22 protein-coding genes and 4 pseudogenes are annotated in these 24,182 nt (G+C 67.4%); 19 read left to right on the top strand and 7 right to left on the bottom strand.

Translation table 11 applies throughout. The features are described from left to right. Nucleotides 1–85 precede the first annotated feature (85 nt). Both ABN273_RS53610 and ABN273_RS53605 read left to right on the top strand, forming a co-directional pair. A complete protein-coding gene (locus ABN273_RS53610) occupies nt 86–1,258 on the top strand; it encodes an ROK family protein (protein ID WP_349457472.1) in 1,173 nt (390 codons plus the stop codon). A gap of 47 nt (nt 1,259–1,305) precedes the next feature. Continuing rightward, a complete protein-coding gene (locus ABN273_RS53605; RefSeq protein WP_349457470.1) occupies nt 1,306–3,033 on the top strand; it encodes a beta-galactosidase in 1,728 nt (575 codons plus the stop codon). A gap of 224 nt (nt 3,034–3,257) precedes the next feature. Here the strand turns inward: ABN273_RS53605 and ABN273_RS53600 are convergent, their stop codons facing one another. Continuing rightward, the gene (locus ABN273_RS53600) at nt 3,258–4,694 is read right to left on the bottom strand and encodes a cellulase family glycosylhydrolase (RefSeq protein ID WP_349457497.1); all 1,437 of its coding nucleotides are present in this window, start codon (nt 4,692–4,694) and stop codon (nt 3,258–3,260) included. A gap of 194 nt (nt 4,695–4,888) precedes the next feature. Between ABN273_RS53600 and ABN273_RS53595 the strand changes: the two genes are divergently transcribed. The 7 genes and pseudogenes from ABN273_RS53595 to ABN273_RS60045 all read left to right on the top strand — a co-directional run. Next, nucleotides 4,889–6,235, top strand: a complete 1,347-nt coding sequence (locus tag ABN273_RS53595) for an ROK family protein (protein WP_349457469.1) — start codon at nt 4,889–4,891, stop codon at nt 6,233–6,235. A 424-nt stretch (nt 6,236–6,659) separates the two neighbouring features. Then, on the top strand, nt 6,660–9,128 hold the full coding sequence (locus ABN273_RS53590) for a glycoside hydrolase family 2 protein (RefSeq protein ID WP_349457468.1): 2,469 nt from the start codon (nt 6,660–6,662) through the stop codon (nt 9,126–9,128). Nucleotides 9,129–9,372: 244 nt separating this feature from the next. Beyond that, nucleotides 9,373–9,675: a hypothetical protein gene (locus ABN273_RS53585; protein WP_349457467.1), complete on the top strand. Its 303-nt coding sequence runs from the start codon at nt 9,373–9,375 to the stop codon at nt 9,673–9,675. A gap of 155 nt (nt 9,676–9,830) precedes the next feature. Further along, the gene (locus tag ABN273_RS60055; RefSeq protein WP_502911307.1) at nt 9,831–10,169 is read left to right on the top strand and encodes a TetR family transcriptional regulator; all 339 of its coding nucleotides are present in this window, start codon (nt 9,831–9,833) and stop codon (nt 10,167–10,169) included. Next, a complete protein-coding gene (locus ABN273_RS60050; protein ID WP_502911306.1) occupies nt 10,166–10,405 on the top strand; it encodes a hypothetical protein in 240 nt (79 codons plus the stop codon). The genes ABN273_RS60055 and ABN273_RS60050 overlap by 4 nt, the downstream gene beginning before the upstream one ends. A gap of 49 nt (nt 10,406–10,454) precedes the next feature. Continuing rightward, nucleotides 10,455–10,607 (top strand): hypothetical protein, encoded by a 153-nt coding sequence (locus ABN273_RS53575; protein ID WP_349457465.1) that lies wholly within the window; start codon nt 10,455–10,457, stop codon nt 10,605–10,607. A 34-nt stretch (nt 10,608–10,641) separates the two neighbouring features. Next, nucleotides 10,642–10,767 (top strand): annotated as a pseudogene (locus tag ABN273_RS60045) (hypothetical protein); the annotation flags it as partial. 282 nt (nt 10,768–11,049) lie between these two features. Here ABN273_RS60045 and ABN273_RS60040 read toward each other — a convergent pair. After that, nucleotides 11,050–11,301 (bottom strand): annotated as a pseudogene (locus ABN273_RS60040) (DUF6444 domain-containing protein); the annotation flags it as partial. A 288-nt stretch (nt 11,302–11,589) separates the two neighbouring features. Between ABN273_RS60040 and ABN273_RS53565 the strand changes: the two are divergent. Beyond that, entirely contained in the window at nt 11,590–12,687 is a 1,098-nt protein-coding gene (locus ABN273_RS53565; RefSeq protein ID WP_349457463.1) for an NmrA family NAD(P)-binding protein, read from the top strand. Between the two features lie 323 nt (nt 12,688–13,010). Here ABN273_RS53565 and ABN273_RS53560 read toward each other — a convergent pair whose 3' ends face one another. The 3 genes from ABN273_RS53560 to ABN273_RS53550 form a co-directional block, all read right to left on the bottom strand. Further along, nucleotides 13,011–13,289: a substrate-binding domain-containing protein gene (locus ABN273_RS53560; protein ID WP_349457462.1), complete on the bottom strand. Its 279-nt coding sequence runs from the start codon at nt 13,287–13,289 to the stop codon at nt 13,011–13,013. A gap of 287 nt (nt 13,290–13,576) precedes the next feature. After that, complete coding sequence (locus ABN273_RS53555) at nt 13,577–14,068, bottom strand: CocE/NonD family hydrolase (protein WP_349457461.1); 492 nt, start codon at nt 14,066–14,068, stop codon at nt 13,577–13,579. Nucleotides 14,069–14,170: 102 nt separating this feature from the next. Beyond that, a complete protein-coding gene (locus ABN273_RS53550; protein WP_349457460.1) occupies nt 14,171–15,070 on the bottom strand; it encodes an alpha/beta fold hydrolase in 900 nt (299 codons plus the stop codon). A 741-nt stretch (nt 15,071–15,811) separates the two neighbouring features. Here ABN273_RS53550 and ABN273_RS53545 point away from each other — a divergent pair. The 4 genes from ABN273_RS53545 to ABN273_RS53530 all read left to right on the top strand — a co-directional run bounded on the left by ABN273_RS53545 (nt 15,812) and on the right by ABN273_RS53530 (nt 19,039). Next, nucleotides 15,812–16,933, top strand: a complete 1,122-nt coding sequence (locus tag ABN273_RS53545; protein WP_349457459.1) for a 4Fe-4S binding protein — start codon at nt 15,812–15,814, stop codon at nt 16,931–16,933. Next, nucleotides 16,930–17,463, top strand: a complete 534-nt coding sequence (locus ABN273_RS53540) for a YhgE/Pip domain-containing protein (RefSeq protein WP_349457458.1) — start codon at nt 16,930–16,932, stop codon at nt 17,461–17,463. The genes ABN273_RS53545 and ABN273_RS53540 overlap by 4 nt, the downstream gene beginning before the upstream one ends. Next, nucleotides 17,429–18,229: a DUF3533 domain-containing protein gene (locus ABN273_RS53535; protein WP_349457457.1), complete on the top strand. Its 801-nt coding sequence runs from the start codon at nt 17,429–17,431 to the stop codon at nt 18,227–18,229. Before ABN273_RS53540 ends, ABN273_RS53535 begins: the two co-directional genes overlap by 35 nt. Nucleotides 18,230–18,469: 240 nt before the next feature. Then, a complete protein-coding gene (locus tag ABN273_RS53530) occupies nt 18,470–19,039 on the top strand; it encodes a TetR/AcrR family transcriptional regulator (RefSeq protein WP_349457456.1) in 570 nt (189 codons plus the stop codon). 188 nt (nt 19,040–19,227) lie between these two features. On the opposite strand, the gene ABN273_RS53525 is transcribed toward ABN273_RS53530, so the two are convergent. Next, nucleotides 19,228–19,431: a hypothetical protein gene (locus ABN273_RS53525; protein WP_349457455.1), complete on the bottom strand. Its 204-nt coding sequence runs from the start codon at nt 19,429–19,431 to the stop codon at nt 19,228–19,230. A gap of 182 nt (nt 19,432–19,613) precedes the next feature. On the opposite strand from ABN273_RS53525, the gene ABN273_RS53520 reads away from it, so the two are divergent. Both ABN273_RS53520 and ABN273_RS53515 read left to right on the top strand, forming a co-directional pair. Then, a complete protein-coding gene (locus ABN273_RS53520; protein WP_349457454.1) occupies nt 19,614–20,177 on the top strand; it encodes a TetR/AcrR family transcriptional regulator in 564 nt (187 codons plus the stop codon). Between the two features lie 325 nt (nt 20,178–20,502). After that, a pseudogene (locus ABN273_RS53515) lies at nt 20,503–21,826 on the top strand (IS256 family transposase). Here ABN273_RS53515 and ABN273_RS53510 read toward each other — a convergent pair. Continuing rightward, the gene (locus tag ABN273_RS53510) at nt 21,765–22,469 is read right to left on the bottom strand and encodes an SDR family NAD(P)-dependent oxidoreductase (RefSeq protein WP_349457453.1); all 705 of its coding nucleotides are present in this window, start codon (nt 22,467–22,469) and stop codon (nt 21,765–21,767) included. The pseudogene ABN273_RS53515 and the gene ABN273_RS53510 overlap by 62 nt on opposite strands. Before the next feature lie 154 nt (nt 22,470–22,623). Between ABN273_RS53510 and ABN273_RS53505 the strand changes: the two genes are divergently transcribed. The 3 genes and pseudogenes from ABN273_RS53505 to ABN273_RS53495 all read left to right on the top strand — a co-directional run. Next, nucleotides 22,624–23,073, top strand: coding sequence for a winged helix-turn-helix transcriptional regulator (locus ABN273_RS53505; RefSeq protein ID WP_349457452.1), 450 nt, complete (start codon nt 22,624–22,626; stop codon nt 23,071–23,073). Between the two features lie 219 nt (nt 23,074–23,292). Next, nucleotides 23,293–23,853 carry a DUF4865 family protein gene (locus tag ABN273_RS53500; protein ID WP_349457451.1) on the top strand — a complete coding sequence of 187 codons (561 nt, stop codon included), beginning with the start codon at nt 23,293–23,295 and terminating at the stop codon, nt 23,851–23,853. Between the two features lie 87 nt (nt 23,854–23,940). Continuing rightward, nucleotides 23,941–24,079: pseudogene (locus ABN273_RS53495) on the top strand (IS481 family transposase); the annotation flags it as partial. Nucleotides 24,080–24,182: the final 103 nt, after the last annotated feature.

Below are 24,182 nucleotides of genomic sequence, written 5' to 3'. Positions count from 1 at the left end.
ACTTTTCGGTGACTTCAATGTGAAGATGCAGTTACTCCACGGACATGCTAGTTTCGTGGCAAAGCCAACGGGGGAGGTGAGGCTGATGGAGGTTGAGTCCGGAAGCTGGTCCGGCATTTGGGACGACCTGCCCGACGCGGCACGCTCCATCGTCAAGGAGCTCATCATCCACGGCCCCGCGTCCCGGACCGCGCTGGCCAGGACCTTGCGCCTGTCGACCGGCAGCCTGACGAGACTGACCAAGCCCATGGTCGACGCCGGGCTCCTCGTCGAAGGCGACGTGGTGCATGACCCGGTCAACGGCCGCCCCACTCGCCCCCTGGACGTGGCCGCGGGCGAGCACCGCTTCTTCGGTGTCAAGCTGACCGCGGACCACGTCCATGCCGTCGTCACCGACCTGCGCGCCCAGATCGTCGCGGCCCGCGACGAGCCGATCTCCGACCACGCTCCTGAGGCCGTGTGCCGCCAGGCCAGGCGGCTGCTGGACGAGCTGTCCGGCGGCGAGAAACCACCCGTCGGCGCCGGTGTCACGCTCGCCGGCGACGCCCGCGCCGCGGTTCAGCTCGGCGGCGAGCGGCTGGTCGACTCGGGGTTCCTCGGCTGGCGGCAGGTGCCGCTCAAGCTCCTGCTCGAGCAGGCGCTCGGAGTCCCGTGTGTGGTCAAGAACGACGTGGCGGCGCTGGCCCACCAGCATCACTGGTTCGGGGCGGCCCGCGGGTTGTGCGACTTCGCGCTCGTCTCGATCGGGGCGGGGATCGGCTACGCCCTCGTCGTGCACGACCACCTGGTGGCCGCGACCGAGGCGGACCTCGGCATGTTCGCCCACCTGGTGCTGAACGGCGGCGGACCGATGTGCCCGGAGGGCCACCGCGGATGCGCCGCCGCGTACTTGTCCAGCGAGTCGATCGTGACCGCCGCCGGACAAGGACTACGGCGGCCGGTGACGTACGAGGAGGTGATGCGCCTGGCCGCGGGAGGAGACAAGGTGTGCCTCGGCGTCGTCGGCGAGGCAGCGGACGCTCTCGGCAGGCTCATCGCCCACATCGCGACGTTCTCCATGGTCAAGAGGGTGATCGTGGCCGGCGAAGGCGTTGAACTGACCCGCGTCGCGAAGGACGACCTCGACCGGGCCCTCAGCGCCAACCGGCGCGGCGTGACGAACTCGGCCGAGGTGATCATCGAGGCGGACGACTTTCGCGAATGGGCCCGTGGCGGCGCGGTGGTCGCCATCCAGGGCTTCGTCACCGGCAGCGACTAGCCGGCGCGGCCCGCGACACCCCCAGACGCCCCCCAATGGAGGAAAGCATGTTCTTCGGCGGAGACTACAACCCCGAACAGTGGCCCGAGGACGTCTGGCGGGAGGATGTCGAGCTGATGCGCCAGGCGCGTGTCAATCTCGCCACCGTGGGGGTTTTCTCCTGGTCGCGGCTTGAGCCGTCGGAGGGGGTCTACGACTTCGGCTGGCTCGATCGCGTGCTCGATCTGCTGCACGACAACGACATCCAGGTCAACCTGGCGACCCCGACCGCGTCTCCGCCGCCCTGGTTCACCCTGGGCTACCCGGACGCGATGCCGGTGCGTGCCGACGGGGTCCGGCTCGCCCATGGCAGCCGGGACACGTACTGCGTCAACGCTCCCGCGTACCGGGCGGCCTCGCGCCGCATCGTGACGGCGCTGGCCGAGCGGTACGGCGCGCACCCGGCGACGGCCATGTGGCACGTGCACAACGAGTACGGCACGATCTGCCACTGCGATCACTGTGCGACGGCCTTCCGCACCTGGCTGCGTGACCGGCACAAGTCTCTCGACGCGCTCAACGACAGGTGGACCACGGCATTCTGGAGCCAGCACTACTCGTCATGGGAGCAGATCCTGCCGCCGCGGGCCACCCAGTATCGGGCGAACCCCGCCCAGTTGCTGGACTACCGCCGGTTCTGCTCCGACGCGCTGCTCGCCGACTACCGCGAGCAGCGTGACATCCTGCGCGTTCACGGGGACCAGCCGGTAACCACCAACTACGTCATGGCCGGATGGACGCCCCTGGACCACTGGAAATGGTCAGCCGAGGTCGATCTCGTGGCGATCGACCACTACACCGACGAACCCGGCGACGGCGGCCTCGCCCAGATCGCCTTCGCCGCTGACCTCGCCCGCTCCTGGGCGCGCGGGAAGCCGTGGATGCTGATGGAGCAGGGCGTCGCGGCCATGTACACCCCCGAGCGGACAGTCGCACTGGAGCCGGGAGAGCACGTCCGGCGCAGCCTCGCATACGCCTCCCGCGGGGCCGCCGGGGTGCTGCACTTCCAGTGGCGGGCCTCACGCGGCGGGGCGGAGCAGTGGTACCAGGGCATGGTCCCGCACGCGGGCGCCGACAGCCGTGTCTTCCGCGAGGTCGCGGAACTGGGCCGGACGCTCAGCGCGCTTCCTCCGGCACGGCCCGCCGAGGCCGCCGAGGTGGCCATCCTCTGGGACGATGAGGCACACTGGGCGCTCCAGAACCCCGCCCTGCCGGCCACCGGGCTGGACTTTCGTGTGTCGGTGGAGCGGGCGCACCGGGTGCTGTGGCAGCACGACATGGCCGCCGACTTCGTCCACCCCTCTCACGACATTTCGTCCTATCGGGTTGTCCTGGTGCCGTCCCTCTACCTGATCTCCGACGAGGCCGCCGCCAACCTCGCCGGGTACGTCGAAGGCGGCGGCACCTTGATCGTGTCGTACTTCAGCGGCGTCGTCGATCCTGACACCCGCGTCCGGCTGGGCGGCTACCCCGGCGCCCTGCGCGACGTCCTCGGTGTCCGGGTCACGGAGTTCCAGCCGCTGACCAGCCCCGTGACGCTGTCCGACGGGACGACCGGCGACTTCTGGAGCGAGACCGTCCTGCTGGCGGGCGCCACGGCGACCGCGACGTACGCGGACGGCCGCCCGGCGATCACCCGGCACCAGGTGGGATCGGGAACCGCCTGGTACGTCTCGACCAGGCTGGACCCGCGCGGTTACGCGAAGATCCTGGCACTGGCCGACGTCATCTGCTGACGTGTCGCGATGATCTCTGTGGCGAGGTCACGGTGACCGTGACGAGTTCGTGCCCGAGACCGTCACCGGCAGGATGAAGCGGTCGCTCCACTGCCGGCCTGCGAAATCGTGGCCGTGCAGGCACCGCGGCCGGGCGGCGGGGACGACGACGCGACGGCAGTCGGGTCCGTCGTCGAATGTCAGCCCGACGGCGTCCGCGCTGCTAGGTGTTCTGGGGTGGTTGGTTACGGGGTTGTGTAGGGGTTCTGCGTGAGCAAGTGGGCCTTGTAGCCTTCGCCGACGCCGGGTTCAGGGGTACCGTTCCAGTCCTTGATAAGGACGCCGCCGGTGCTGCAGCCCCACGGGTTCCAGGTCCATGCCAGGTGGGACAGGCCGTGTGCGGCGGCCCAGTCCATCAGCGTGTCCATGTAGTCGTAGCCGCAGCTGTCCTGGCCGAACTCGCCGATCACCACGGGTACCTGCTGGGCGAGCGGGGCGATTTGGGTGTCCCAGCAGGACGCGGTGGCGCAGGCGTTGAAGCTGTACGCGTGCCAGGACGCGGCGATGTTGTTCAGCGGGTCGTTCGGCTTGTATGCCAGCCACTCGCGCATGTCGTTGGCCCACTCCAGGCCGCCCACCATGAGGACGTTGGTCGCGCCGGTTGCCCGGACCGCGTCGACCAGATCCTGCATGCCGGCCACCTCATAGGGAATGCCGGTGCAGGTGCCGCCGTCTCGCAGGCACTGCCAGCCCAGGGTCTTGTTCCAGTCGCTGCCGATCTCCGGGTACGGCTCGTTGAACAGATCGAGGACGACAGAGTCGTTGCCCTTGAAGGTGTTCGCGACGCTGGTCCAGAACTGGGGGGCGTACTGCGCGTCCGGCATCGGCTTCTGGCACGTCGCGGTGGCGTCCTTGCAGTGCCAGTCCGGCCCGTTGCTGTAGGCGCCCGAGGTCCAGTGCAGGTCGAGGATCGGGGTGATGCCGTTGGCGACCAGCAGGTTGACGTAGGCCTTCACGCCCTGCTGGTAGGTGGCGCCGCTGGGCGAGCCGTTGACGCCGAGCCAGCACTCTTCGTTCAACGGCAGGCGCACCGCGTGGATGTTCCAGCTCTTCATGGCATCGACCGAGGCTTGGTCGACCGGGCCACTGTCCCATTGGCCCTTGCCTTGCACGCAGGCGTATTCGCCGCTTGAGCGGTCCACGCCGAGCAGACGGTAAGGCTTGCCGTCCGATGTGACGATCTTGTTGCCGGACACTCGAAGGCGTGGTGCTGGACCACTGGGGTTGGGGGAGGGACTGGTGGTTGTGGTGGGGGTCGGCGTGGTTACCGAGCCGGTGCAGGTTGTGCCGTTGAGCGCGAACGAGGTGGGTACCGGGTTGGTGCCCTTCCATGCTCCGGCGAAGCCGATGGAGGTGGACGCGCCGGTGTTCAGTGACCCGTTCCAATTCAGGCTGGCGGCGGATACGTGAGCCCCGGACTGCGTCCAGGTGGCGCTCCAGCCTTGGGTGACGTTCTGATCGGCGTTGGGGAAGTCGAACGTTAAGGTCCACCCCTCGACGGCGGAGCCGAGGTTGGTGATGGCCACGTTGGCGGTGAACCCGCTGGGCCATTGGCTCTGGACGGTGTACGTGACGGAGCAGCCAGTGCTGGCAGCCGATGAGGGGAGCGTGGTCGCTGCCATGCTGCCTAGTGCCAGGACTCCGACGGCGCCGAACGTGAGCAGCGCATGACGATGTTTCATCTGATCCCTCTACTTGAGATAGATGCGGACAGCTGCTCCAGATGCTTAGTTAGCTAAGTTATAAAAGTCAATCGCGAAGCTATATCCAGGAAGAAGAGCACCTGGAGGTCGGGAGAGGGCCCCAGCTCAAGGGCTTGGACGCGGAGCTGCTCGTCCGGCGGATCGATGAAAATAAGGTAGCTTTTGTACATCAGGGTGTGGGAGGTGGCACGGTGACGAGCCCCATCTGGGCAACTCGGACGAAGACCCGCGGAATGGTGCTCGACTTGATCCGCGCGGCGCGGGCGATCAGCCGAGTGGAGCTCGTGGGGGCGACCGGTTTGACGGCACCGACGATCTCCGAGGTCGTGCGTGAGCTCATGGTCGACGGTCTGGTCGTCGAGGCGGGGCTAGGGGCGTCGACGGGTGGCAAGCGACCAATGCTCGTCCAGCTCAATCCCTCAGCCCGCTACAGCGTCGGGGTGCAGCTGGAACGCAATACGTGCGTGATCGTCGTGGTCGATCTGGCCGGCCGGCAGATCGCGAGGATGTCGTTCAGCGGAGTGTCCTCGATGCCGCCGGAGCGCGGTCTGTCGTCGGTGGCCACGCAGGTGAACGCGCTGCTCGACACGGCGGCCGTCGATCGCGACAAGGTGCTGGGAGTCGGCTTGGTCAGCTATGGGCCGCAGGATCGGCAGGCTGGCGTGTTGCTGACCCCTCAGCCCACCGAGGAGTGGTTCGGCTATCCGATCGCGGACCGTCTCGCCGAGAGCCTCGGTCTGCCGGTCCTGTTGGACAACGACGCGGCGGCGGCCGCGATCGGTGAGTACTGGATGGGGGCGGTGGAGCCACGCAGCACCTACGGCTGCATCTACATGGCCACCGGGATCGGCGGTGGCGTGGTGATCGCAGGCGAGGTGTATCGCGGCAGCTCTTCGAACAGCGTGGAGATCGGCCACATTTCCCTCGACGTCAACGGGGACGAGTGTCCTTGTGGCAACCGTGGTTGTCTGGAGAACTACGCCGGCCCGGCGGCGGTGGTCAGGCAGGCGCTGACGACGCCCGGGCTTGGCCAGCGGCTGGCGCTCGACCCGACGGGAGACGACTTCCTCACCGAGTTCGCGCGGCTCGCGGCCGCGGCGAACGCCGGTGACCCGGCCGCCCGGGGCCTGGTCGAACGGTCGGCCCGCTATCTGGGTTGCGCCGCGGTCACCATGGCCACGCTGTTCGACCTCGACACGGTGGTCCTCGCCGGGCCGAGTTTCGCGGTCGCCGGCTCGATCTACCAGTCGGTGATCCAGGAGGAGGTGGACCGCCGCACCTTCGCGCGGCGGGCTCACCGGGTGCGGGTCGTGCCATCGGTCAGCGGATCGGACGCCGCGGCGATCGGTGGGGCGGTCCTCGTCCTGCAAAGCGAGTTGACCCTCGGCCACGGCCGTCCGACGGACAACGCCCAACCACCGTCTCCCGAGGGCGAGGCGGCGGACGCAACCGCCGTGTGACGTCGCCGGGATGCACGGACGCGGCTTGTCGTGGCCTTCGACGGAGCAGGGTGTTCAGCGGTCGACGGGCATGAGGCCCGCGCCGCGCACCTGGAGTATCAGCACGTCTTCGCCGCCATCGCGATGGCCTACCGAACGCATCTGCTCCGATGAGGCGCCGCGCCTGTGGCCCCCAGGCGGAACTCCCGCTTTGTTCGGACGTCTACGAAAGTGCAGCCAGGGCTGGCGCAACTTGCACTGAAGTCTAAGCAGAGCTCAGTGGCTTGGTCGGCGCGAAGATCGGCCAGGTCAAACCACGCCACCAAATGGTGCTCTCCGACGACGCGATCGAATGCAGCCCGGCAGTGTTGACTTAATTAAGTTTATTACGTGACTATAACCTCTGTGTGAGGTCCGACGCCGCCGACCGATCGGAGCAGTTCCGATGATGCGTACCACGGTCCACGACGGATGGCACCTGGCTGCCGTGGGCGGGCCGGTGCCCGACTTCCTCGCCGGACGCCTCCTGCCGGCCCAGGTGCCGGGCAGCGCACACCTGGACCTGATGGCCGCGGGTGTCATCGCCGACCCGTACCTGGATCGCACTGAGGCCGACCTGACCTGGGCACATCGTGTCGACTGGCGGTACTCGACAACGTTCCAGGCTCAGGCGCCTCGCCCGGGCGAGCGGGTGGAGCTGGTCTTCGACGGCATCGACACGGTCGGCATCGTCGAGTTGAACGGCCACGTCCTGGGCCACACCGCCAATATGCACCGCAGCTACCGATTCGACGTCCGCGAGGTGCTGCGCGAGGGGCGCAACGACCTCGCCGTGACGCTGAAGTCCGCGCTCACCTATGCCGAAGAGACGGAGGGCCGCCTCGGCCGGCGGCAGCGGGCCTACCCTCACCCGTACAACGCGATACGCAAGATGGCGTGCTCTTTCGGCTGGGACTGGGGTCCAGACTTGCAGACCGCCGGATTGTGGAAGCCGGTACGGCTGGAACGCTGGGACACGGTGCGGCTTGCGCGGGTGCGTCCCCTCGTGACCGTTCAAGCGGACGGCACGGGCAGGGTCGACGTGAACGTGGAACTGGACCGTGCCGACGACCGAGCGTACACCGTGGTGGCCACGGTGGACGGACGCGAGGAACGGGTGACCGTGACCGGCGACACCGCGACGGTCACCGTGGCGGTGCCGTACGCGCGACTGTGGTGGCCGGTCGGGTACGGCGAACAGCCGCTGTACGAGTTGACCGTGACCGTGCTGTCCGGCGAAGACCCGGCGGATGTCGTCCAGCGCCGCGTGGGGTTCCGCACGGTCACCGTCGACACCGACCCTGACGAGATCGGTACCCCGTTCACCTTCGTCGTCAACGGCAAACGGATCTACGCCAAGGGCGCGAACTGGATTCCGGACGACCACTTCCTCACCAGGGTCACCCGCGAACGGATCGCGCGCCGCGTCGACCAGGCAGTCAAGGCGAACATGAACATGCTGCGGATCTGGGGCGGCGGCATCTACGAGACCGACGACTTCTACGACGTCTGCGACGAGCGCGGCGTGCTGGTGTGGCAAGACTTTCCCTTCGCCTGCGCCTTCTACGCGGAAGAGGAACCCCTGCGCAGCGAGGTCGAGGCCGAGGCGCGGGAAAACATCACCCGACTCGTCACTCACCCGTCGCTCGTGCTGTGGAACGGTAACAACGAAAACCTGCCCGCCTACCACGACTGGGGCTGGCAGGAAGACTTACAGGGACGAAGCTGGGGGCTCGGCTACTACACCGATCTGGTGCCCAAGATCCTCGCCGAGCTGGACCCCACGCGTCCGTACGCACCCGGCAGCCCATACAGCCCGGGTGACCTGCCGCCGAACGACCCGGACCACGGCACCCGACACGAGTGGGACGTGTGGAACGCGGTCGACTACACCCACTACCGCGACCACATCCCCCGTTTCTGCGCCGAGTTCGGCTTCCAGGCACCACCGACCTGGGCCACGCTCACCCGGTGGATCCACGACGAGCCCATCACACCGACCTCTCCCGGCTTCCTGCACCACCAGAAGGCTCATGACGGCAACGGGAACCTCCATCGCGGCCTTGCCCCTCACCTGCCCGTTCCGGCGGACTTCGAAGACTGGCACTGGGCGACACAGCTCAACCAGGCCCGCGCGGTCGCACTCGGTATCGAACACTTCCGTTCCTGGTGGCCACGAACCGCCGGCGCCCTCGTATGGCAGCTCAACGACTGCTGGCCGGCCATCTCATGGTCAGCCGTAGACAGCGAGGAGCGACCCAAACCCCTCTACTACGCGATCAAGCACGCTTTCTCCCCCCGACTGCTGACCGTGCAGCCCCGCGATGGCCGTCCCACGCTGATCGCCGTGAACGACCTCGACGAACCGTGGACCGCGGAGATCGTCGCGACGAGACAGTCCTTCGCCGGCCGGATCCGTGCCATCGGTGAGTTCTCCCTCACCGTCGCACCGCGGTCGACCGCCCGGCTCGACCTGCCCGACGACTTGCTCAAACCTGTCGACGTGAGCAGCGAGGTGCTGGTCGTGACCACCGCAGACGCCCAGACCCACCACTTCTTCGCCGAGGACCGCGACCTCGCCTACCAACCGGTGCCCCTGACCGCGACCGTCGACCGCGTCACCGGTGGCTACCGCATCGATGTGCATGCCGCCTCGTACACGCGCGACATCGTGGTCCTGGCGGACAAGGTCGCCCCTGACGCGATCGTCGACGACATGCTCGTTTCGCTCGCGGCCGGGGAGACATTCACCTTTCACGTCCACACCGCGACGACGCTGCGCCACCCCGACACGCTGGCCGGCGCCCGGGTCCTGCGCCACGCCAACACGATCGCAGTCAGCACTACCAACACCGATTGGAGGTCGCGGCGATGACATGGAAGACGAAGTGGTACGGGGCGCGCGTCCCGGCCGCATTGGCTGCGGTGGCGCTGATAGGCACGGCGTGCGGGCTCAGCCGGGTGTAGATCGTGCCCGAGCACAAGTGGAAGGACTTCGACGACCCGGCCCGGCCCGGCGACCGAGGCGATCAGCCACCCGGTGGGCACCGGGCCCTACAGGCTGGCGGAGTTCAAGTCGCAGGCCTTCACCTACGCCGCCAACCCCACCTACTGGGGTGGTGATCACCCCGCTGAACCAGATCGTCCTGGACACCTGCAGCAACGCCGCACTGGTCTGCGACGGGCCGCAAACCGACGCGGCCGTCCGCCGTGCGATCTACTACGGCATGAACCGTTCCCAGATCAACGCGCTGGCCTTCGAGGGGACCTCCAGCGAGATCTCGCCCGGCTTCGGGCTGCTCAAGCGGGACACCGCGGCCGCCAAGCCGCAGGTACGGAAGGCTCCGATACAACCGGATATGACCAAGGCCAGCAGTAGCTGGAGAGCGCCGGCCACACCAAGGGAGCCCCCGCCGCGGTGAGTGTGCCGCGCGACTGCAGCGATTGCGTGCGCGGCTGATCAAGGGGCGGGCGGCCGGCGCTCATCCCGTAAGGGTCTTGCCGGCGGCGGAACCGACGGATTCATGAACACGGCATTTGGTGCTGAATATCATGTTCGGAATCCTGGAGGGCTTCGATGCCGGCAGCCGCGACCGACCGCAGGGTGCGGCGGACCAGGCAACTGCTCCGCCGCGCCCTGGTGGAGCTGATCCTGGAGAAGGGCTACGACCGGATCACCGTCCAGGACGTCATCGACCGCGCGGACGTTGGCCGCTCCACCTTTACGCGCACTACACCGACAAGGACGACCTCCTGCTCGGCAACCTGGAGGAACTGGCGACGGCGCTCGAGGAGCACATGGAGCGCCATTTCGCCAGCCGCGCCGAGCCGAATCCGGTCCTGGCCGCGTTCCAGCACGCCGACCGGCAGCGTGACCTGTACAAGGCGGTGGCAGGTAAGCGGGGCGCGGAGGTGATGAGGACCGGTCTGCGCCGGAGGATCAAGGAGGTCATGGCCCGGCGGATGCCGGAGTTCCTGCCGCACCGGGATGGCGCGGTGCCGGTGGACGTGACCATGGAGTTCTTGCCGAGCTCGCTGCTCGGTTTGCTGGTGTGGCGGCTGGACGACGACCTCCCGTACACGGCCGAGCAGATGGCGGACATGTACCTGCGTTTCGTCGTGCCCGGCGTGCAGGCCGTCTACGGGATCTGAACACTTTCGCCGATCTGTTCACTACCGTACTGAACTGCGGTTTCGTCGATTGACCCGGCTTCTTGATATCGAACATCGTGCCAGCGGCGAGGTGCGCGTCGCCGGGGCCGCCGTACATGATCTGGGCCAGCACGCGCTGGCGGTCTGGCGCGGGTGCAACGTCGGCGTGGTGTTCCAGTTCTTCCAGTTGCTCCCACGCTGACCGTCGTCGAGAACGTCATGCTCCCCATGGACTTCTGCGACACCTATCCGCACGCCGAGCGCCGCCCCAGGGCGCTGGCGCTGCTGGAGCGGGTCGGCATCGCCGAGCAGGCCGACAAGCTGCCGCCGCCCTGTCCGGCGGCCAGCAACAGCGCGCCACCATCGCCCGCGCGCTGGCCAACGACCCGCTGCTGCTGGTAGCCGACGAGCCGACCGGCAACCTGGACTCGGCGACCGCGATCGAGGTGCTGGAGCTGTTCGCCGCCATTGCCGCCGGGGGAACCACCGTGGTCATGGTCACGCACGGCAGCGAGGCGGCCCCGTACATCACCTCGACCCTCCCCCTCCCGGCCGACCAGCGTGGAGGCGCACCCGGCGCATGCGTCGGGGGCGATGATGGTGATCTGGTCCGGATCGCTCCGCCAGGCCAGCGCATGCCCCTCGTGCCCGGCCTGCCCACCGCGCGGCCGGGGCGAGCGCTTCTTCGGCTTCTTGGCGCGTTTCGCCCGAGACGCCGGACCGTCAGACCCCGGCGGCATCGAGGAGTTGGACGAATCCATCCCCGCACGCCGCTTCAGCTGCTCGACCTCAGCCAGCAACACCCTGATCACGGCATCCCGCTCCGCGACCGCGGCCCGCAGCTCGTCCAGAGCAGCCAACAGCTCCTCACGGCTGAGCTCCTGGGGGCCGGACACGAGCTCAAACTACGACGACCCATCCCAAGATCCCTGCATTCAGCAGAAACCGGCGCGTCTACCCCAAACCAGGGTCCAGCTCAACGGCAGGCGTGAATGGATACGCGCTTGCCACTAAGAAACCGATCGGTGTACCGTGGTGGAAACCGATCGGTTTCAAGGTCTCATGACCCACGGGCATCGGCGCAGCGTCAGTCGGTCGGTGCCGTTGATCGCCAAGCCGATGCAGAGATCAGTCCCGAACGGGCCGCGCCCGGCGCGTGCGTACTCAACCTCGGAGTCAAAACCATGTCTGCTCATGCCACCTCCACCATCTTCGTCATCGGCGGCACAGGGGCTCAAGGAATACCCATCGTTCGCGCCCTCGTCGCCGACAAGAAGTACTCCGTCCGGGTCCTCACCCGGGATGCCACCTCCCCCCGGGCCCAGGCTCTCCTCGCGCTCGGCAACGTCTCCATCCTCGAAGGGTCATTCGCCGACGAGGACGTGCTGCGCGAAGGATTTCGCGGCTGTGACGGGGCGTTCATCAACATCGACGGGTTCAACACCGGCGAGAAGACCGAGACCTACTGGGCCATCCGCAGTTATGAGATAGCGATCGAAGAAGGAATCAAGTTCTTCGTCTATGGAAACCTCGACTACGCCCTGAAGAAATCAGGCTACGACTCCAGGTTCCGCACCGGCCACTATGACGGCAAGGGTCGCATGGCCGAATGGGTGCTGTTCCAGAACGAAAAGAACAGGGACCGGATGGGAGCAGCGGTCTTCACGTCAGGTCCCTACATCGAGATGGTCATCTCACCGCTCACGCCCATGACGCCCACCGTCGAAGACGGTGTCGTCACGTGGCGAGTCCCGCTCGGCGAGGGAGCTGTTCCGCATGTGGCTCTCGAAGACTGCGGATTCTATGTCCGCTGGCTCTTCGACCATCCGGAACGGGCCAATGGCATGGACCTCGAAGTCGCCATCGAGCACATGACCTACACCGATATGGCTGCAGCATTCGAGAAGGTCACCGGGCATCCGGCCCAGTACATCGACACTGATCTGGACACATATTGGAACAGCCCGGACCTGAAGGGGATTGCTGATCACCCCGCCGGATACAACGCCGATCCCAACGACAAAAGCACCATGAGCTTCCGCGACAATTTCACGGGTTTCTGGAATGTGTGGAAGCACGGAATCATCACCAGGGACTACGCTCTGCTCGACGAAATTCACCCCGACAGGATCAGAAGCGCTGAGGAGTGGTTCCGTCGCGAAGACCAGTTGGGAAGGGAGCTCGGCAAGGGAAGTCTCTGGGAGAGAGTCCAGCCGGAGAACTGGAGCATAGACTCCGCGGTCCTCAAGAGCAGCGCGGATTTCAGGACGGGCAAGTTGTAGGCGGGCACGATCAGCGCCGCCCCATGGCCCGGCCAACACGGTCAGGCCCACACCTTGGCCGATCAGATCGTGGACCCGCTGGCAGCGTTCGCGGGTGGTCGTCCGCGCGGTCGACCACGGCCAACGCCACTCTGCGTCCAACGCTCCTGGGTACGGCGGGCAGTAGGCTCCGCACTCTCACGCCGGGTAGCGCCGCTTGCACGAACCGTGCCGGAGAACCTTGCGGATACAAGGACGTCAGCCTGGTGAATCCCGCCGACGGCGCTCGTGTTCTGCTCACTTCGACCGGCTACGTCTCATGACAGGAACGTCGACAACGGCGGCTAGGTCGTCTCGCGCTGGATGAGGGCGAGGATGTCGCCCGCGCCGGGTCGGCTCGGCGCTGCCGGGGCCGGAGCGCCGACCGTCAAGAGGATGCCGGTGGTGAGATTGCCGGCCGCTGCGGTGAGGTCCATCCCGATGGTGGTCAAGGCCGGTACGGCGAGCGAAGTTACGGGGAGGTCGTCGACGTCGATGAGCGCCAGGTCGTCCGGGACTGCGATGTGCTGCGTGCGGCAGCTCGCCAGGACCGGCGGGAGCGATCCGATCGTTGAAGGCCGCAACTGCTGTGACGGGAGTGGCGCCCTGCGCCCACTCCACAACGGGCGGCCCGGGTGGAGGGCTTCACCGCGGAGATCGCCGACGGCCAGGCACCCTGGGGGGAGACATCGCCTCCGGCGGCGGAATGCCTGCCGCCCTCCGCCGGAGCCAACGCGGCTGCTTCGGCGTCCTTGCCCACTGGCGCAACGGATCGGCCGGCTCTCCCGCCGCTTCCTGTCAGGCCGGAACCACCACGGGGAGGACGATGCGAGAGGGCCGGGCAGGGTCGTGGAAGACCGGGACCGCAACCTCACCACAGACGAACCCGAGGAGAGCGCGACCACGGCCCGAGTGGCCCGCCAGCCGTCCACAGTCCGTCGTCCGGATCGGACCACATGACCATCGGCGCGATCGCCTTCAGCTCCGGCGGCTTGGACAGCGCCGCCATCCACTGCGTGTTGCCGAAATAGCTGACGCCGATCATGCCGACGGAGCCGCTCGCGCCTGGAAGGGCAGCAGCCCACCGCACGGTGTCGTACCCGTCGCTCTCTTCGTACGTCAACGACTCCCACCCCCCTCGGAACCGGCCGCGGGTGTCCTGGATGACCACCATGAAGCCACGCCTGGCCGCCGTCAGGGGATCGAGGATGGCGACCACCATGGGCATCTGCTTCCCGTACGGCAGCCGGCTCAGCAACACCGGCCACGGCCCCGTACCCCCGGGCCGGTAGACGTCGGCGCGCAGCACGGTGCCGTCACGCATCTGAGCCGGAACATCGAACTCGATCTGGATCTCTGCCACGTATTGCTCCTTCGCGTGGCACGCTGTCACGCGACATGGTCGAACCTGGTCCCCCTTACGCACTACACCCGAACAGGGGTGGCCACGGCACTCTCGGGGCGGTCACGCCACCGCGTTCAACAGGTCGGCCAGCACGTCGGGCCGTTCCAAGGCGATGAAGTGACCGGCCTTCGGCACCTGCGTGAAATCGGCGGCCGGCAGCAGTTGCATGTTGGCTTGCCGGTCCGAGGGTCGGGACCAGTCGTTCTCCCCGTAGACGAGGTGGACGGACGCCTTGACCGCGGGGTAGCGCGAGCGAGCCGCGATGAGGCTGGGCAGGCTCTGGTACACGGCACGGGCGACGGTCGGGTAGCCGGGGCGGCCGCCCACCTGGAGGAGCTCGTCCACATAATCCTCCCGCAGCGCGCTCTTGTCGCCGAGGCCGCCCTGAAGGATCTTGCGGAGGGCGGCCTTGGGCTCCACCCCCGCAATCACGGGGCCCACTCCCGGCGTCAAGACACCGCTGACCACCACACGGGCCAGGAGACTGGACCTGGCGATCCCGCCACGGAAGTCGTAGGTGTTGACCGCGACGATGCGCCGTACCCGCTCCGGCAGATCGGCTGCGGTGGTCAGGGCGAGCACCGCCCCCATGGACTCCCCGACCAGCGTCACGTCATGCAGGTCAAGTTCGGTGAGGAGCCGCTTGACGCCCGCGCGCATCGCCGGCTCGTCGTACGACGCGCCGGGCACGATCTCGGAGTAGCCCATCCCCGGCAGATCGAGGGCGTACACGGTGTACTGATCTGAGATCAGCGGGATGAGGTGGCGGAAGTGCTCGGCCTGGGTGCGCACGGTGTGCAGCAGGACCAGGGGAGCACCGGCGCCCGCCTTGAGGTAACGCAGCGTTCCCTCGCGGCCGTGGCGTCCTACGCGCGGGGCGATGGTGTGGCTGGTGGTCCCCGGAATGTGGATCGTGGGACGTGACTCGTGGCTGGGCATATCGTCCTTCAATGCGGTCATGGCTGCCTCCCCAGAATGGGAAACTGATCGGTTTCCGCCACAGTAAACCGATCGGTTTCCAGGCGCAAGCTCAAGGAGGGCATCAGCGGGGTCGGGCGGCCGAATCGAAGCTTGAGGCCGGCTTCCCCGACCGTGTCGGAGAGCCGCTTCGGCATGGTGTCGAGGTGAGGTGCAGGCGGAGGGCTGGTGGCAAGGAATGCCTTCGCCGTCGAAGAGGATGCTGGTCGGGCTTTCGACGTACATGGTGATCGAACCACTGCCATCATCGTCGCGTCCGCGTGGGAGAGAGCGGTCGGCGGAGTGAGTCCCTGGCGGGGTGCCCCTACGTCACCGGCACCCCGCTCGCAGGGTTCAGCCCATGGCGACTGGCGCCCGCTCGTCGGTTTCGGCCGGCATGTCGGTCTCCTTGATGCCGAACCGGTCGTAGAAGCGGGCCCGGAGCCCACCAGGCCCGCCCTGTCCAGCAGTCTCATGACGGCCGTTCCCAGCAGGATGCGCACCACATATGGGGATCGGCACCCCACTGAAGCGGTCCCCAGGGGGTGGACATCGGTACCGGACGCTCTGACGCCGACGACGCGGCCGGCGTGAGTGCCGACTGCTGGCCGCACCTCGAAGAGGGGGCGGATCGGGGGCGGTCCGCAGCTCGGGCTTGCGCGTTGAAACCGATCGGTTTACGGTGAAACTGATCGGTTTTTCGCCGAGAGGGCGACTCCGAACCCGACTCACTAGGAGCATCGGATGACTGCCGCGCGTGACGCCGAGGGCCGGCCGACGGATCCCAGGCTTCCGGCGAAGCTGGCCGCCCACCCGTCGGTACGGGCTGTACTCGCCCGGCGCAGGGCCGGTGCGGTGAGCCCGCCAGCGCTGATCGACGCGGCCTGGCTTCGCGAGCTGTGCCTGGCGGCGGGTGCGGACGACGCGGCCGCGGTCAGCCTGGGCCACCCCGACCTGGCCGGCGAGCGCGAGCACGCGCTGGCCGCGCTGCCCGGCACCCGCACCCTGATCGCGATGGTGGTCCGGATGAACCGCGACAACTGCCGCTCCCCGGCCCGCAGCGTGGCCAACCAGGAGTTCCACCAGACCGACGAGCAGGCCAACCGCGCCGCCCGCAGCGTCACCCAGGCGCTCCAGGACGCCGGCTACCGCGCCCTCAATCCGTCCGTCGGCTTCCCCCAGGAGATGGACCGCTTCCCCAGCGAGCGGATCTGGGTGGTGGCGCACAAGACGGTCGCGGTGGCCGCCGGGCTCGGCGTGATGGGCCTGAACCGCAACGTCATCCACCCGAAGTTCGGCAGCTTCGTCCTGCTGGCCACCGTCCTGGTGGACGCGGAGCTGAGCGCGTACGGGCAGGCGCTGGACTACACCCCCTGCATCGACTGCAAGTTGTGCGTCGCCGCCTGCCCGGTCGGCGCCATCGCCAAGGACGGCACCTTCGACGCGCTGGCCTGCACCACGCACAACTACCGCGAGTTCATGAGCGGGTTCACCGACTGGGCGCAGACCGTGGCCGACAGCGAGGACGCCGCCGACTACCGCTCCCGGGTCACCGATTCCGAGAGTGCCTCCATGTGGCAGAGCCTGTCCTCACCTCCCGGCTACAAGTCCGGCTACTGCCTGGCCGTCTGCCCCGGCGGCGAGGACGTCCTGGGCCCGTACCTGGAGGACCGCAAGACCTTCATGGACACCGTGCTGCGACCGCTCCAGGACAAGAAGGAAACCCTCTACGTCCTGCCGGGTTCACATGCGCAGGAATACGCCCAGCGCCGTTTCCCCCACAAGCCCGTCAAAGAAGTCACCGGCGGCTGGCAGCCCCCGGCCAAACGCTCCGCGTCCACCGATCGAGAGAAACGTACGTCATGAGTGGCATTCACCCCTTCCGCGTCCTGCAAGCCAAACCTCTGTGGATCGCCAACGGCGTCATCACAGGCGTACTCGCGCTGCTGTTCACCGTGTTCTACGTCGGCGCCAACATCGATCCGGCCGGTCACTTGACGAAGCTGCCCGTCGGCCTTGTCAACGCCGACAAGGGAGCCACCGTCGGCGGCAAACACGTCAACCTCGGGGAGCGGATCACCGAGTCGATCAAGAAGTCGACCGCGAGCGGGGACAGGATCGACTGGAAGGTGATGGACGAGAAGGGGGTGACGGAGGAACTCGGCGAGGGCAAGCTGTACGGCGCGCTCGTCGTACCCGGCAACTTCACCTCCTCCATCACCGCACTGACCAGCGCCGCAGGCGCCGAGAGCCCGGTTCGCCCGACGCTGAGGGTGCTGACCAACCAGTCCGCCGGCAGTATGGGCTCCAGCCTGGCTCGGGGCGGCTTCGACGGCGGCGGCCGAGAGCGCCTCGCGCCACGTGGGCAGGGCACTGGCCGCGGAGAATGGGGCTGAGCAGGCGAAGCTGCCCGCCGCGGCAGGCATCCTGCTGGCCGCCCCGGTCGCTGTCACGGTTGCGGACGGCCATCCGCTCGGCTCGCACAGCGGCCTGGGCCTGACCGCGTTCTACTACGCGCTGGTCCTCGTGGTTTGCGCCGTGCTCGCCGCCAATGTCATCAGTGGCCAGGTGGACCACGCCCTCGGCTACACCCACAACGACATGGGCCCGCTGCGCCTGCACCGCCCGCTGATCCGAGCGACCCGGGTGCAGACCCTGGCCATCAGCTGCACGCTCATGATCGGTCTGTCTCTGCTGATGGGCGCCCTGGTCATGGTGGGCGCGGTCGGCGTCATGGGCATGGACGCCTCCCACCTGCCGCTGCTGTGGCTGTCTTCGGTGTACGCCATCGCGGTCTGCGGGATCGGTGCGCTCGCCCTTCTTGCCGTGTTTCGGCACACCCGGCATGCTGGTGGTCACGTTGGTCTCTATCGTGATGGCGGTGCCGACGGCCGGTGCCACCACCCCATCGAGGCGTTGCCCGGCTTCTACCGCTTCCTCGTGGAGTTCGAGCTGCTGCGGCAGATCACCGGTGGTGTCCGCTCGATCCTCTACTACGACGGCCAGGGTGACGCGGGCCTGACTCGGGGCTGGGTGATGATGGCCGTCGGTCTCCTGGTGGCCGCGCTGTTCGGGTTCGGGGTGACGGGCTGGTACGACCGCAAGGGGCTGCACCGCATCCCCGCCGAGGCGGAGCCTGAGGAGACCGCCGTGCCGGCGTAGCGGAACGCGACTCACCCGGACGGGGTCATGGTGCGGAGTGGTCCCGGTGGGTGTCGCCTGGAGGGGGCGGGAGGTGTGCACACATCAGGGCTCGGCGACGGTCTTTCCCTCAAGGCCGTCGCCGAGCCTCTGCGCGGACTTGGGGTGTCCGCTCGGCTGTGCGCGGCGCCGGATGTCGCCGCGGCACGCTCTGGAAACCGATTGGTTTTCATTTCGCCGGAATGGAGTTAACCTCGCAGTATGACGACCGAAGTGAGGCTAAGTCCCCGAGAGCGGCTGCTGGAGGCGGCGGCCACGCTCACCTACCGAAACGGTGTCGGCATCGGCATCGAGGCGCTGTGCAAGGCGGCGGGGGTGTCGAAGCGCTCCATGTACCAGTTGTTCGAGAGCAAGGACGAACTGCTGGCGGCGAGTCTGGAGGAGCGCTCATCTGCCTTCGTGGCGAGGCTCCTGCCTGGGGCGGGCGATGGTCGTTCACCCCGCGAGCGGATCCTGCACGTCTTCGAGCAGGTGGAGTTGCAGGCGGGTGCGCCCGAGTTCCGAGGCTGTCAGTACCTGGCTGTGCAGATCGAGCTCAAGGACCAGAGCCACCCTGCGAGCCAGGTGGCGCACCGGGTCAAGGGGAACCTGATGGCCTTTTTCCGTGCCGAGGCCGAGCAAGGTGGGGCGAGCGACCCGGACCTGCTGGCCCGGCAGCTCAGCGTGGTCTTCGACGGCGCCAGCGCCCGTGCGGGGATCGGAGCGGACAACCTGACGGGGCTCATCGCGCCCACCGTGGTCACCTTGCTCGATGCGGCAGGCATGCGCTGAGGCATCACCTTTTCCAGCAGGCTCGGTGACTGACGTGCTCTGGCCAGCATCGTTTGCAGGCCGTCATACCCGAGAGGTTCCTCCCGGCCGATCGTGAGACAGCCGGCAGGGACCCGGTGCCGGGTCCCACTGTTGCGTTGAGATCGGGCGATAGGCCCTCAAGACTAGTTGGAGGCTGAGTGCGGAAATTAGCGGTAGCGACCTGTGACTTCCCCTTCGGTCCGTACGTCCTGCAGGGCTTGGCACAGGGTGCGCAACTCGCCCTTGTGGGCCGACAGACGCACGTCGGCCAGATCGAGGCCGACGACTTCGTCGATGCGCAGGCCGGCGAAGTAGGGCAGCAGGGCCAGAGCCTTGTCGTGGGCGGCGGCGGTGAGCTGGACGCGGCGCACGCAGCGGCGGGCGCGGCGTTCGTCCAGGGCGCGGGGTGTGGTACGGCGGGAGTCGCGTTCGCGCCGGGCGTGAGGTTTGCCGAGGCCGCGGCGGGCGTAGAAGTCGTCGATGGCCGACAGCTAGGTGTACTGACCCGGGACATTAGTTGGAAGCTGTACCTACTAGTATGTACGATAGGGGCATGGAAACACGGGACCGTTTGATATCCGCGACGCAGGAGCTGCTGTGGGTGCGCGGTTACGCCGCGACCAGTCCGAAGGACATCCAGGCCGCGGCCGCCGCCGGGCAGGGCAGCATGTACCACCACTTCCGCGGCAAGGAGGACCTGGCGGTCGCGGCACTCGAAGAAAGCGCCCAACGGATGCGCGACGACGCCGAGTCCTTGCTGATGGGGCAGGGGACCGCGGTGGAGCGATTGGAGAGCTATCTGCGTCGCCAGCGGGACAGTCTTCGGGGCTGCAGGATGGGCCGGATGACTTACGACGCCGACGTACTGGCGTCCCCGACGCTATTGGAGCCGGTCACTAAGACGCTGGACTGGTTGGTGGAGACCATCGCGGGGGTCATTCGGCAGGGCGTCGAGAAGGATGAGCTGCGTGCCGACATCGACCCGGCGACGCTGGCCTGCACCATCGCTGCGGTCGTGCAGGGTGGCTATGTGCTGGCCCGAGCTCACGGCGATACGTCGCGCTTTGACGCCGCGGTGGAAGGGGCCGTCGACCTGCTGGAACGAGCCGCGGCATGAGCGGCTCAGGCCTCGCCGGGTTCACGGGCGACGTCGGCGCGAAGGCTCTGCGCCTCCCGGATGATGCCTCGAGGCTGGCGGCGTACGAGGTCACGTTCGCCGCCGGTGCACGCACCCATTGGCACTCACATCCCCACGGACAACTGCTGTTCGTGACCTCTGGCATCGCTCGCGTGCAGCTCGAAAAACAGCCTGCCGCGGAAGTTAGAGGAGTAATGCTCAGGACCTGTGGATCGGCTCGGGGAGGACGTACCTTCCCGAGTGATTAATCGATAGGTCACCGAGCAAGACCGGTGTTCGCGGCACCGGCCGGGAAGGCATGTCCGTGCTCAGCGTAGTGAACGACGACAGCTCCTCCTTGATCGACGAGATCGTCCGGGAGGGCGCACGAAGGATGCTGGCCGCCGCACTGGAGGCAGAAGTCAACGCCTACATAGCCGAGTTGGCCGACCAGCGCGACGAAAGTGGCCGTCGTCTTGTGGTGCGCAACGGCCATCACCAGCCGCGGAAGGTCACCACCGCAGCCGGCGAGGTCGAGGTGAAGGCGCCGCGGGTGAACGACAAGCGCGTCGACGACACCACCGGCGAGCGCAAGCGGTTCTCCTCCGCGATCCTGCCGCCCTGGTGCCGCAAGTCCCCGAAAATCAGCGAGGTGCTGCCGCTGCTCTACCTGCACGGTCTGTCCTCCGGCGACTTCGTCCCCGCCCTGGAGCAGTTTCTGGGCAGCTCGGCCGGACTCTCCCCGGCGACGATCACCCGGCTCACGACGCAGTGGCAGGCCGACCACGCCGCCTTCATGGACCGCGACCTCGCGCAGGTCGACTACGTGTACGTGTGGGCCGACGGCATCCACCTCAACGTCCGCCTGGAGGAGGCCAAAGCCTGCGTCCTGGTACTGATCGGGGTCCGTGCCGACGGCTCCAAGGAACTGATCGCACTCAAGGACGGCTACCGCGAGTCGAACGAGTCCTGGGCCGACCTGATGCGCGACTGTGCCCGCCGGGGCATGCGCGCCCCCGTCCTCGCGGTCGGCGATGGCGCCCTGGGCTTCTGGAAAGCCCTGGCCCAGGTGTTCCCCGCCACCCGCGAACAGAGGTGCTGGGTACACAAAACGGCCAACGTCCTCGATGCCATGCCGAAGTCTGCGCAGCCGGGCGCGAAGAAGGCCATCCAAGACATCTACAACGCCGAGGACCGCGACCACGCGGTGCAGGCAATCAAGACGTTCGCCCAGCTCTACGCCGCGAAGTTCCCCAAGGCGGTCAAGAAGATCACCGACGATGAAGCCGAGCTACTGGCGTTCTTCGACTTCCCCGCCGAGCACTGGATCCACCTGCGGACCACGAACCCCATCGAGTCAACCTTCGCCACCGTCCGCCTGCGCACCAAGGTCACCCGCGGCGCCGGCTCCCGCACCGCTGCTCTGGCGATGGTCTTCAAACTCATCGAGTCCGCCCAAGCCCGCTGGCGGGCCGTGAACGCGCCCCACCTCGTCGCCCTCGTCCGCGCCGGAGCCCGCTTCGAACGCGGCGTGCTCGTCGAACGATCCGACGAGCACGCCGCCTAGCCTGCCGCCGACGGAGCCGGTCAGCCGTGCCCGTCGGCCCGCTCGGCGACCAGGACGCGGAACGCCTCAAGGTCACCGATGACCTCTTCCGCACGGTCTGGCTGCTGGTACAGGCTGTAGTAGCGGGCGCCGATGGCATCAGGGTCGGCCACCTCATCGCCCGGGATGACGCCGGAGGCGATCGTCACCGTTGCCGCGTGAATCCCCTGCGGGCGAAGTTCGGCGTGCAGCGCGTGCGCCCAGTTGCGTAAGCCGGCCATGGCCAGGCCCACGTTGGCCAGGAATGGCGCGGCAATCGTGGAGGACACACCGGTGGTCAGCAGCAGTGTCCCCTCGCCTCGGGCGCGCATCTGCGGGAGCACCTGTCCCACGGCCGTCACCGCGCCCAGCACATGCAGCTCGAACTGCGCGGCGGCGGATGTCACCGTGGTCTGTGCGGCGTGGGTGATCGGCCCCGTCGGGCTGGGGCTGTACTCCAGGACATCGACCGGTCCCAGCGCCTCCCCGGCCCTGGTGAGAGCATCGGCCAGCGCGTCACGATCTCGGATATCGGCGCCAAAAGCCGCAGCGGTGATGCCCAACCCGGTCAAATCACCCACCAGAGCGGCGAGCGTGTCCTTGCTCCGGGCGATCAGCCCCACTTGGAAGCCGTGCCTGCCGAAAGCCCGGGCCACGCCCATCCCCAGCCCCGGGCCGGCACCGACAATAACGAGCGTCTTCGCCACCACAACGTCCCTTCCGATCACAGCGGTTCACGCTGCGCAGAGCCGCAGCCTGCCCGCCTGGCAGTTACTCTTTGTTCGCAGCAGCATGATTTGTCACTGCCCTGTCGGTGGCAAGACGGCACATTTATGTCGGTGACGTACATGGAGGTAACCCTTGACGCTCTCCAGGAGCACCTCACCAGCCGGGCAGCGCCGCGACGTCACGCCACCGGCGCCAGAAGACGCGGGCGGTCGCGAGCCGGATGACGAGGTATGCCGACAGGTGCTGCAGATCCTCGCCCTGATCGGCGACAAGTGGAGCATCCTGGTCATCGGGCAGCTCCGCGACCGAACCCTCCGCTTCAGTGAACTGCATCGCGCGGTCACGGGGATCTCGCAGCGCATGCTCACCCTGACCCTGCGGCAACTTGAGCGCGATGGCCTCCTCACCCGGACCGTGCACCCCAGCGTTCCTCCGCGCGTCGACTACGCGCTCACCCCACTTGGCGCAACACTGCTGGACTCCGTCGCCGCGCTTGCCGAATGGGCCACCACACACCGACAAGAAATCAACAGCAACCGACGCCACTACGACGCCACCCATTCGCCACGGACACAGCCCTAGCCGTCCACAGCATTTGACAATGCCTCAAGTTAGAGCCGGAGAGGCGGTCTGGATCCCGCCCGGTGCCCTGCACTGGCACGGAGCCGGACCGTCGGGACCCATGACACATGTTGCCACTCAGGAAGCAGCAGCCGACGGTAGCACGGTGACGTGGAGCGGACCCGTCTCAGACGCCACGTACAACGACTACCAGCCAACCACCCCGGAGGAAGCCCACTGATGTATGCCATGCAGTACGCGGTCCCGTTGCCGGCCGACTACGACATGCGGATCATTCGCGACCGCGTCGCCCGATCCGGCCATCTGCTCGACCGGTTCGACGGCTTGGACTTCAAGGCGTACCTGATCAGGGAGAAGGCCAACGGCGCGGAGGTCAACGAGTACGCCCCGTTCTACGTCTGGAACGACATCGACGGGATGAGGGCATTCTGCTGGGGGGAACCCGGATACTCCGCGATCGTGCGTGACTTCGGCCGACGTCCGATCCAGGACTGGACCATTGTCGGCGTCACGACGGGGCCCGGTCGACTCGACCAAGCCCGATCGATGCGGATAGCAACGCGACCGCTGCCCGCCGGCGTCGCCCCGGCACAGGTCATTGAAAACCTCACCAGCGACTTCCTCGCCTCGACCGGCCCGTCGACTGTGCGGAGAGTGGCTGCGGTCGACGTCACGACATGGACTCTGCTGCTGGCCGAATTGAGCACCGACCTGTCCAAGAGCGGTGGCGAGGCCACGGACTACGAGGTACTTCACGTCTCGCCCGGACCCCAAAGCTGAGGCAACCACTCCCCAACGGGCCACTGATTTCCAGTGCCACGACACTGTGCCCTCCTGGGCAACGACTATGCCCAGGAGGGCACACCTATGTCTCATCCCAACGCCGCCCTTACGCCGCGCCACCGGCTCAAGGTGGCTCGCCTTGTACGTAGACGACGGGTGGCCGATCAGCGAAGTAGCAGCGCGGTTCCAAGTCGCCTGGGAGCAATGCTTGAGATCTGTGGATCATCGGGAAAGGGGTGTACCTTCCCGATGATCATGTGATTCCACCAAGCATGACCGACGCGCCAACGTCGGTCGGGAAGGCACACCCGTGCTCACCGTAGTCC

Source organism: Nonomuraea sp. B19D2, assembly GCF_040137845.1.
GTDB lineage: Bacteria > Actinomycetota > Actinomycetes > Streptosporangiales > Streptosporangiaceae > Nonomuraea.
The sequence above is the reverse complement of the archived record's forward strand: the minus strand, read 5'-3'. Positions and strand labels throughout refer to the sequence as shown.

Excerpts from the sequence above, each read along its gene's own strand:
- ABN273_RS53530 (WP_349457456.1), top strand. The coding sequence starts at position 18,470 with ATGACGACCGAAGTGAGGCTAAGTCCCCGAGAGCGGCTGCTGGAGGCG.
- ABN273_RS53500 (WP_349457451.1), top strand. The coding sequence starts at position 23,293 with ATGTATGCCATGCAGTACGCGGTCCCGTTGCCGGCCGACTACGACATG.
- ABN273_RS60055 (WP_502911307.1), top strand. The coding sequence starts at position 9,831 with ATGCCGGCAGCCGCGACCGACCGCAGGGTGCGGCGGACCAGGCAACTG.
- ABN273_RS53545 (WP_349457459.1), top strand. The coding sequence starts at position 15,812 with ATGACTGCCGCGCGTGACGCCGAGGGCCGGCCGACGGATCCCAGGCTT.
- ABN273_RS53550 (WP_349457460.1), bottom strand. The coding sequence starts at position 15,070 with ATGACCGCATTGAAGGACGATATGCCCAGCCACGAGTCACGTCCCACG.
- ABN273_RS53540 (WP_349457458.1), top strand. The coding sequence starts at position 16,930 with ATGAGTGGCATTCACCCCTTCCGCGTCCTGCAAGCCAAACCTCTGTGG.
- ABN273_RS53610 (WP_349457472.1), top strand. The coding sequence starts at position 86 with ATGGAGGTTGAGTCCGGAAGCTGGTCCGGCATTTGGGACGACCTGCCC.
- ABN273_RS53600 (WP_349457497.1), bottom strand. The coding sequence starts at position 4,694 with ATGGCAGCGACCACGCTCCCCTCATCGGCTGCCAGCACTGGCTGCTCC.
- ABN273_RS53605 (WP_349457470.1), top strand. The coding sequence starts at position 1,306 with ATGTTCTTCGGCGGAGACTACAACCCCGAACAGTGGCCCGAGGACGTC.
- ABN273_RS53520 (WP_349457454.1), top strand. The coding sequence starts at position 19,614 with ATGGAAACACGGGACCGTTTGATATCCGCGACGCAGGAGCTGCTGTGG.
- ABN273_RS53590 (WP_349457468.1), top strand. The coding sequence starts at position 6,660 with ATGATGCGTACCACGGTCCACGACGGATGGCACCTGGCTGCCGTGGGC.
- ABN273_RS53565 (WP_349457463.1), top strand. The coding sequence starts at position 11,590 with ATGTCTGCTCATGCCACCTCCACCATCTTCGTCATCGGCGGCACAGGG.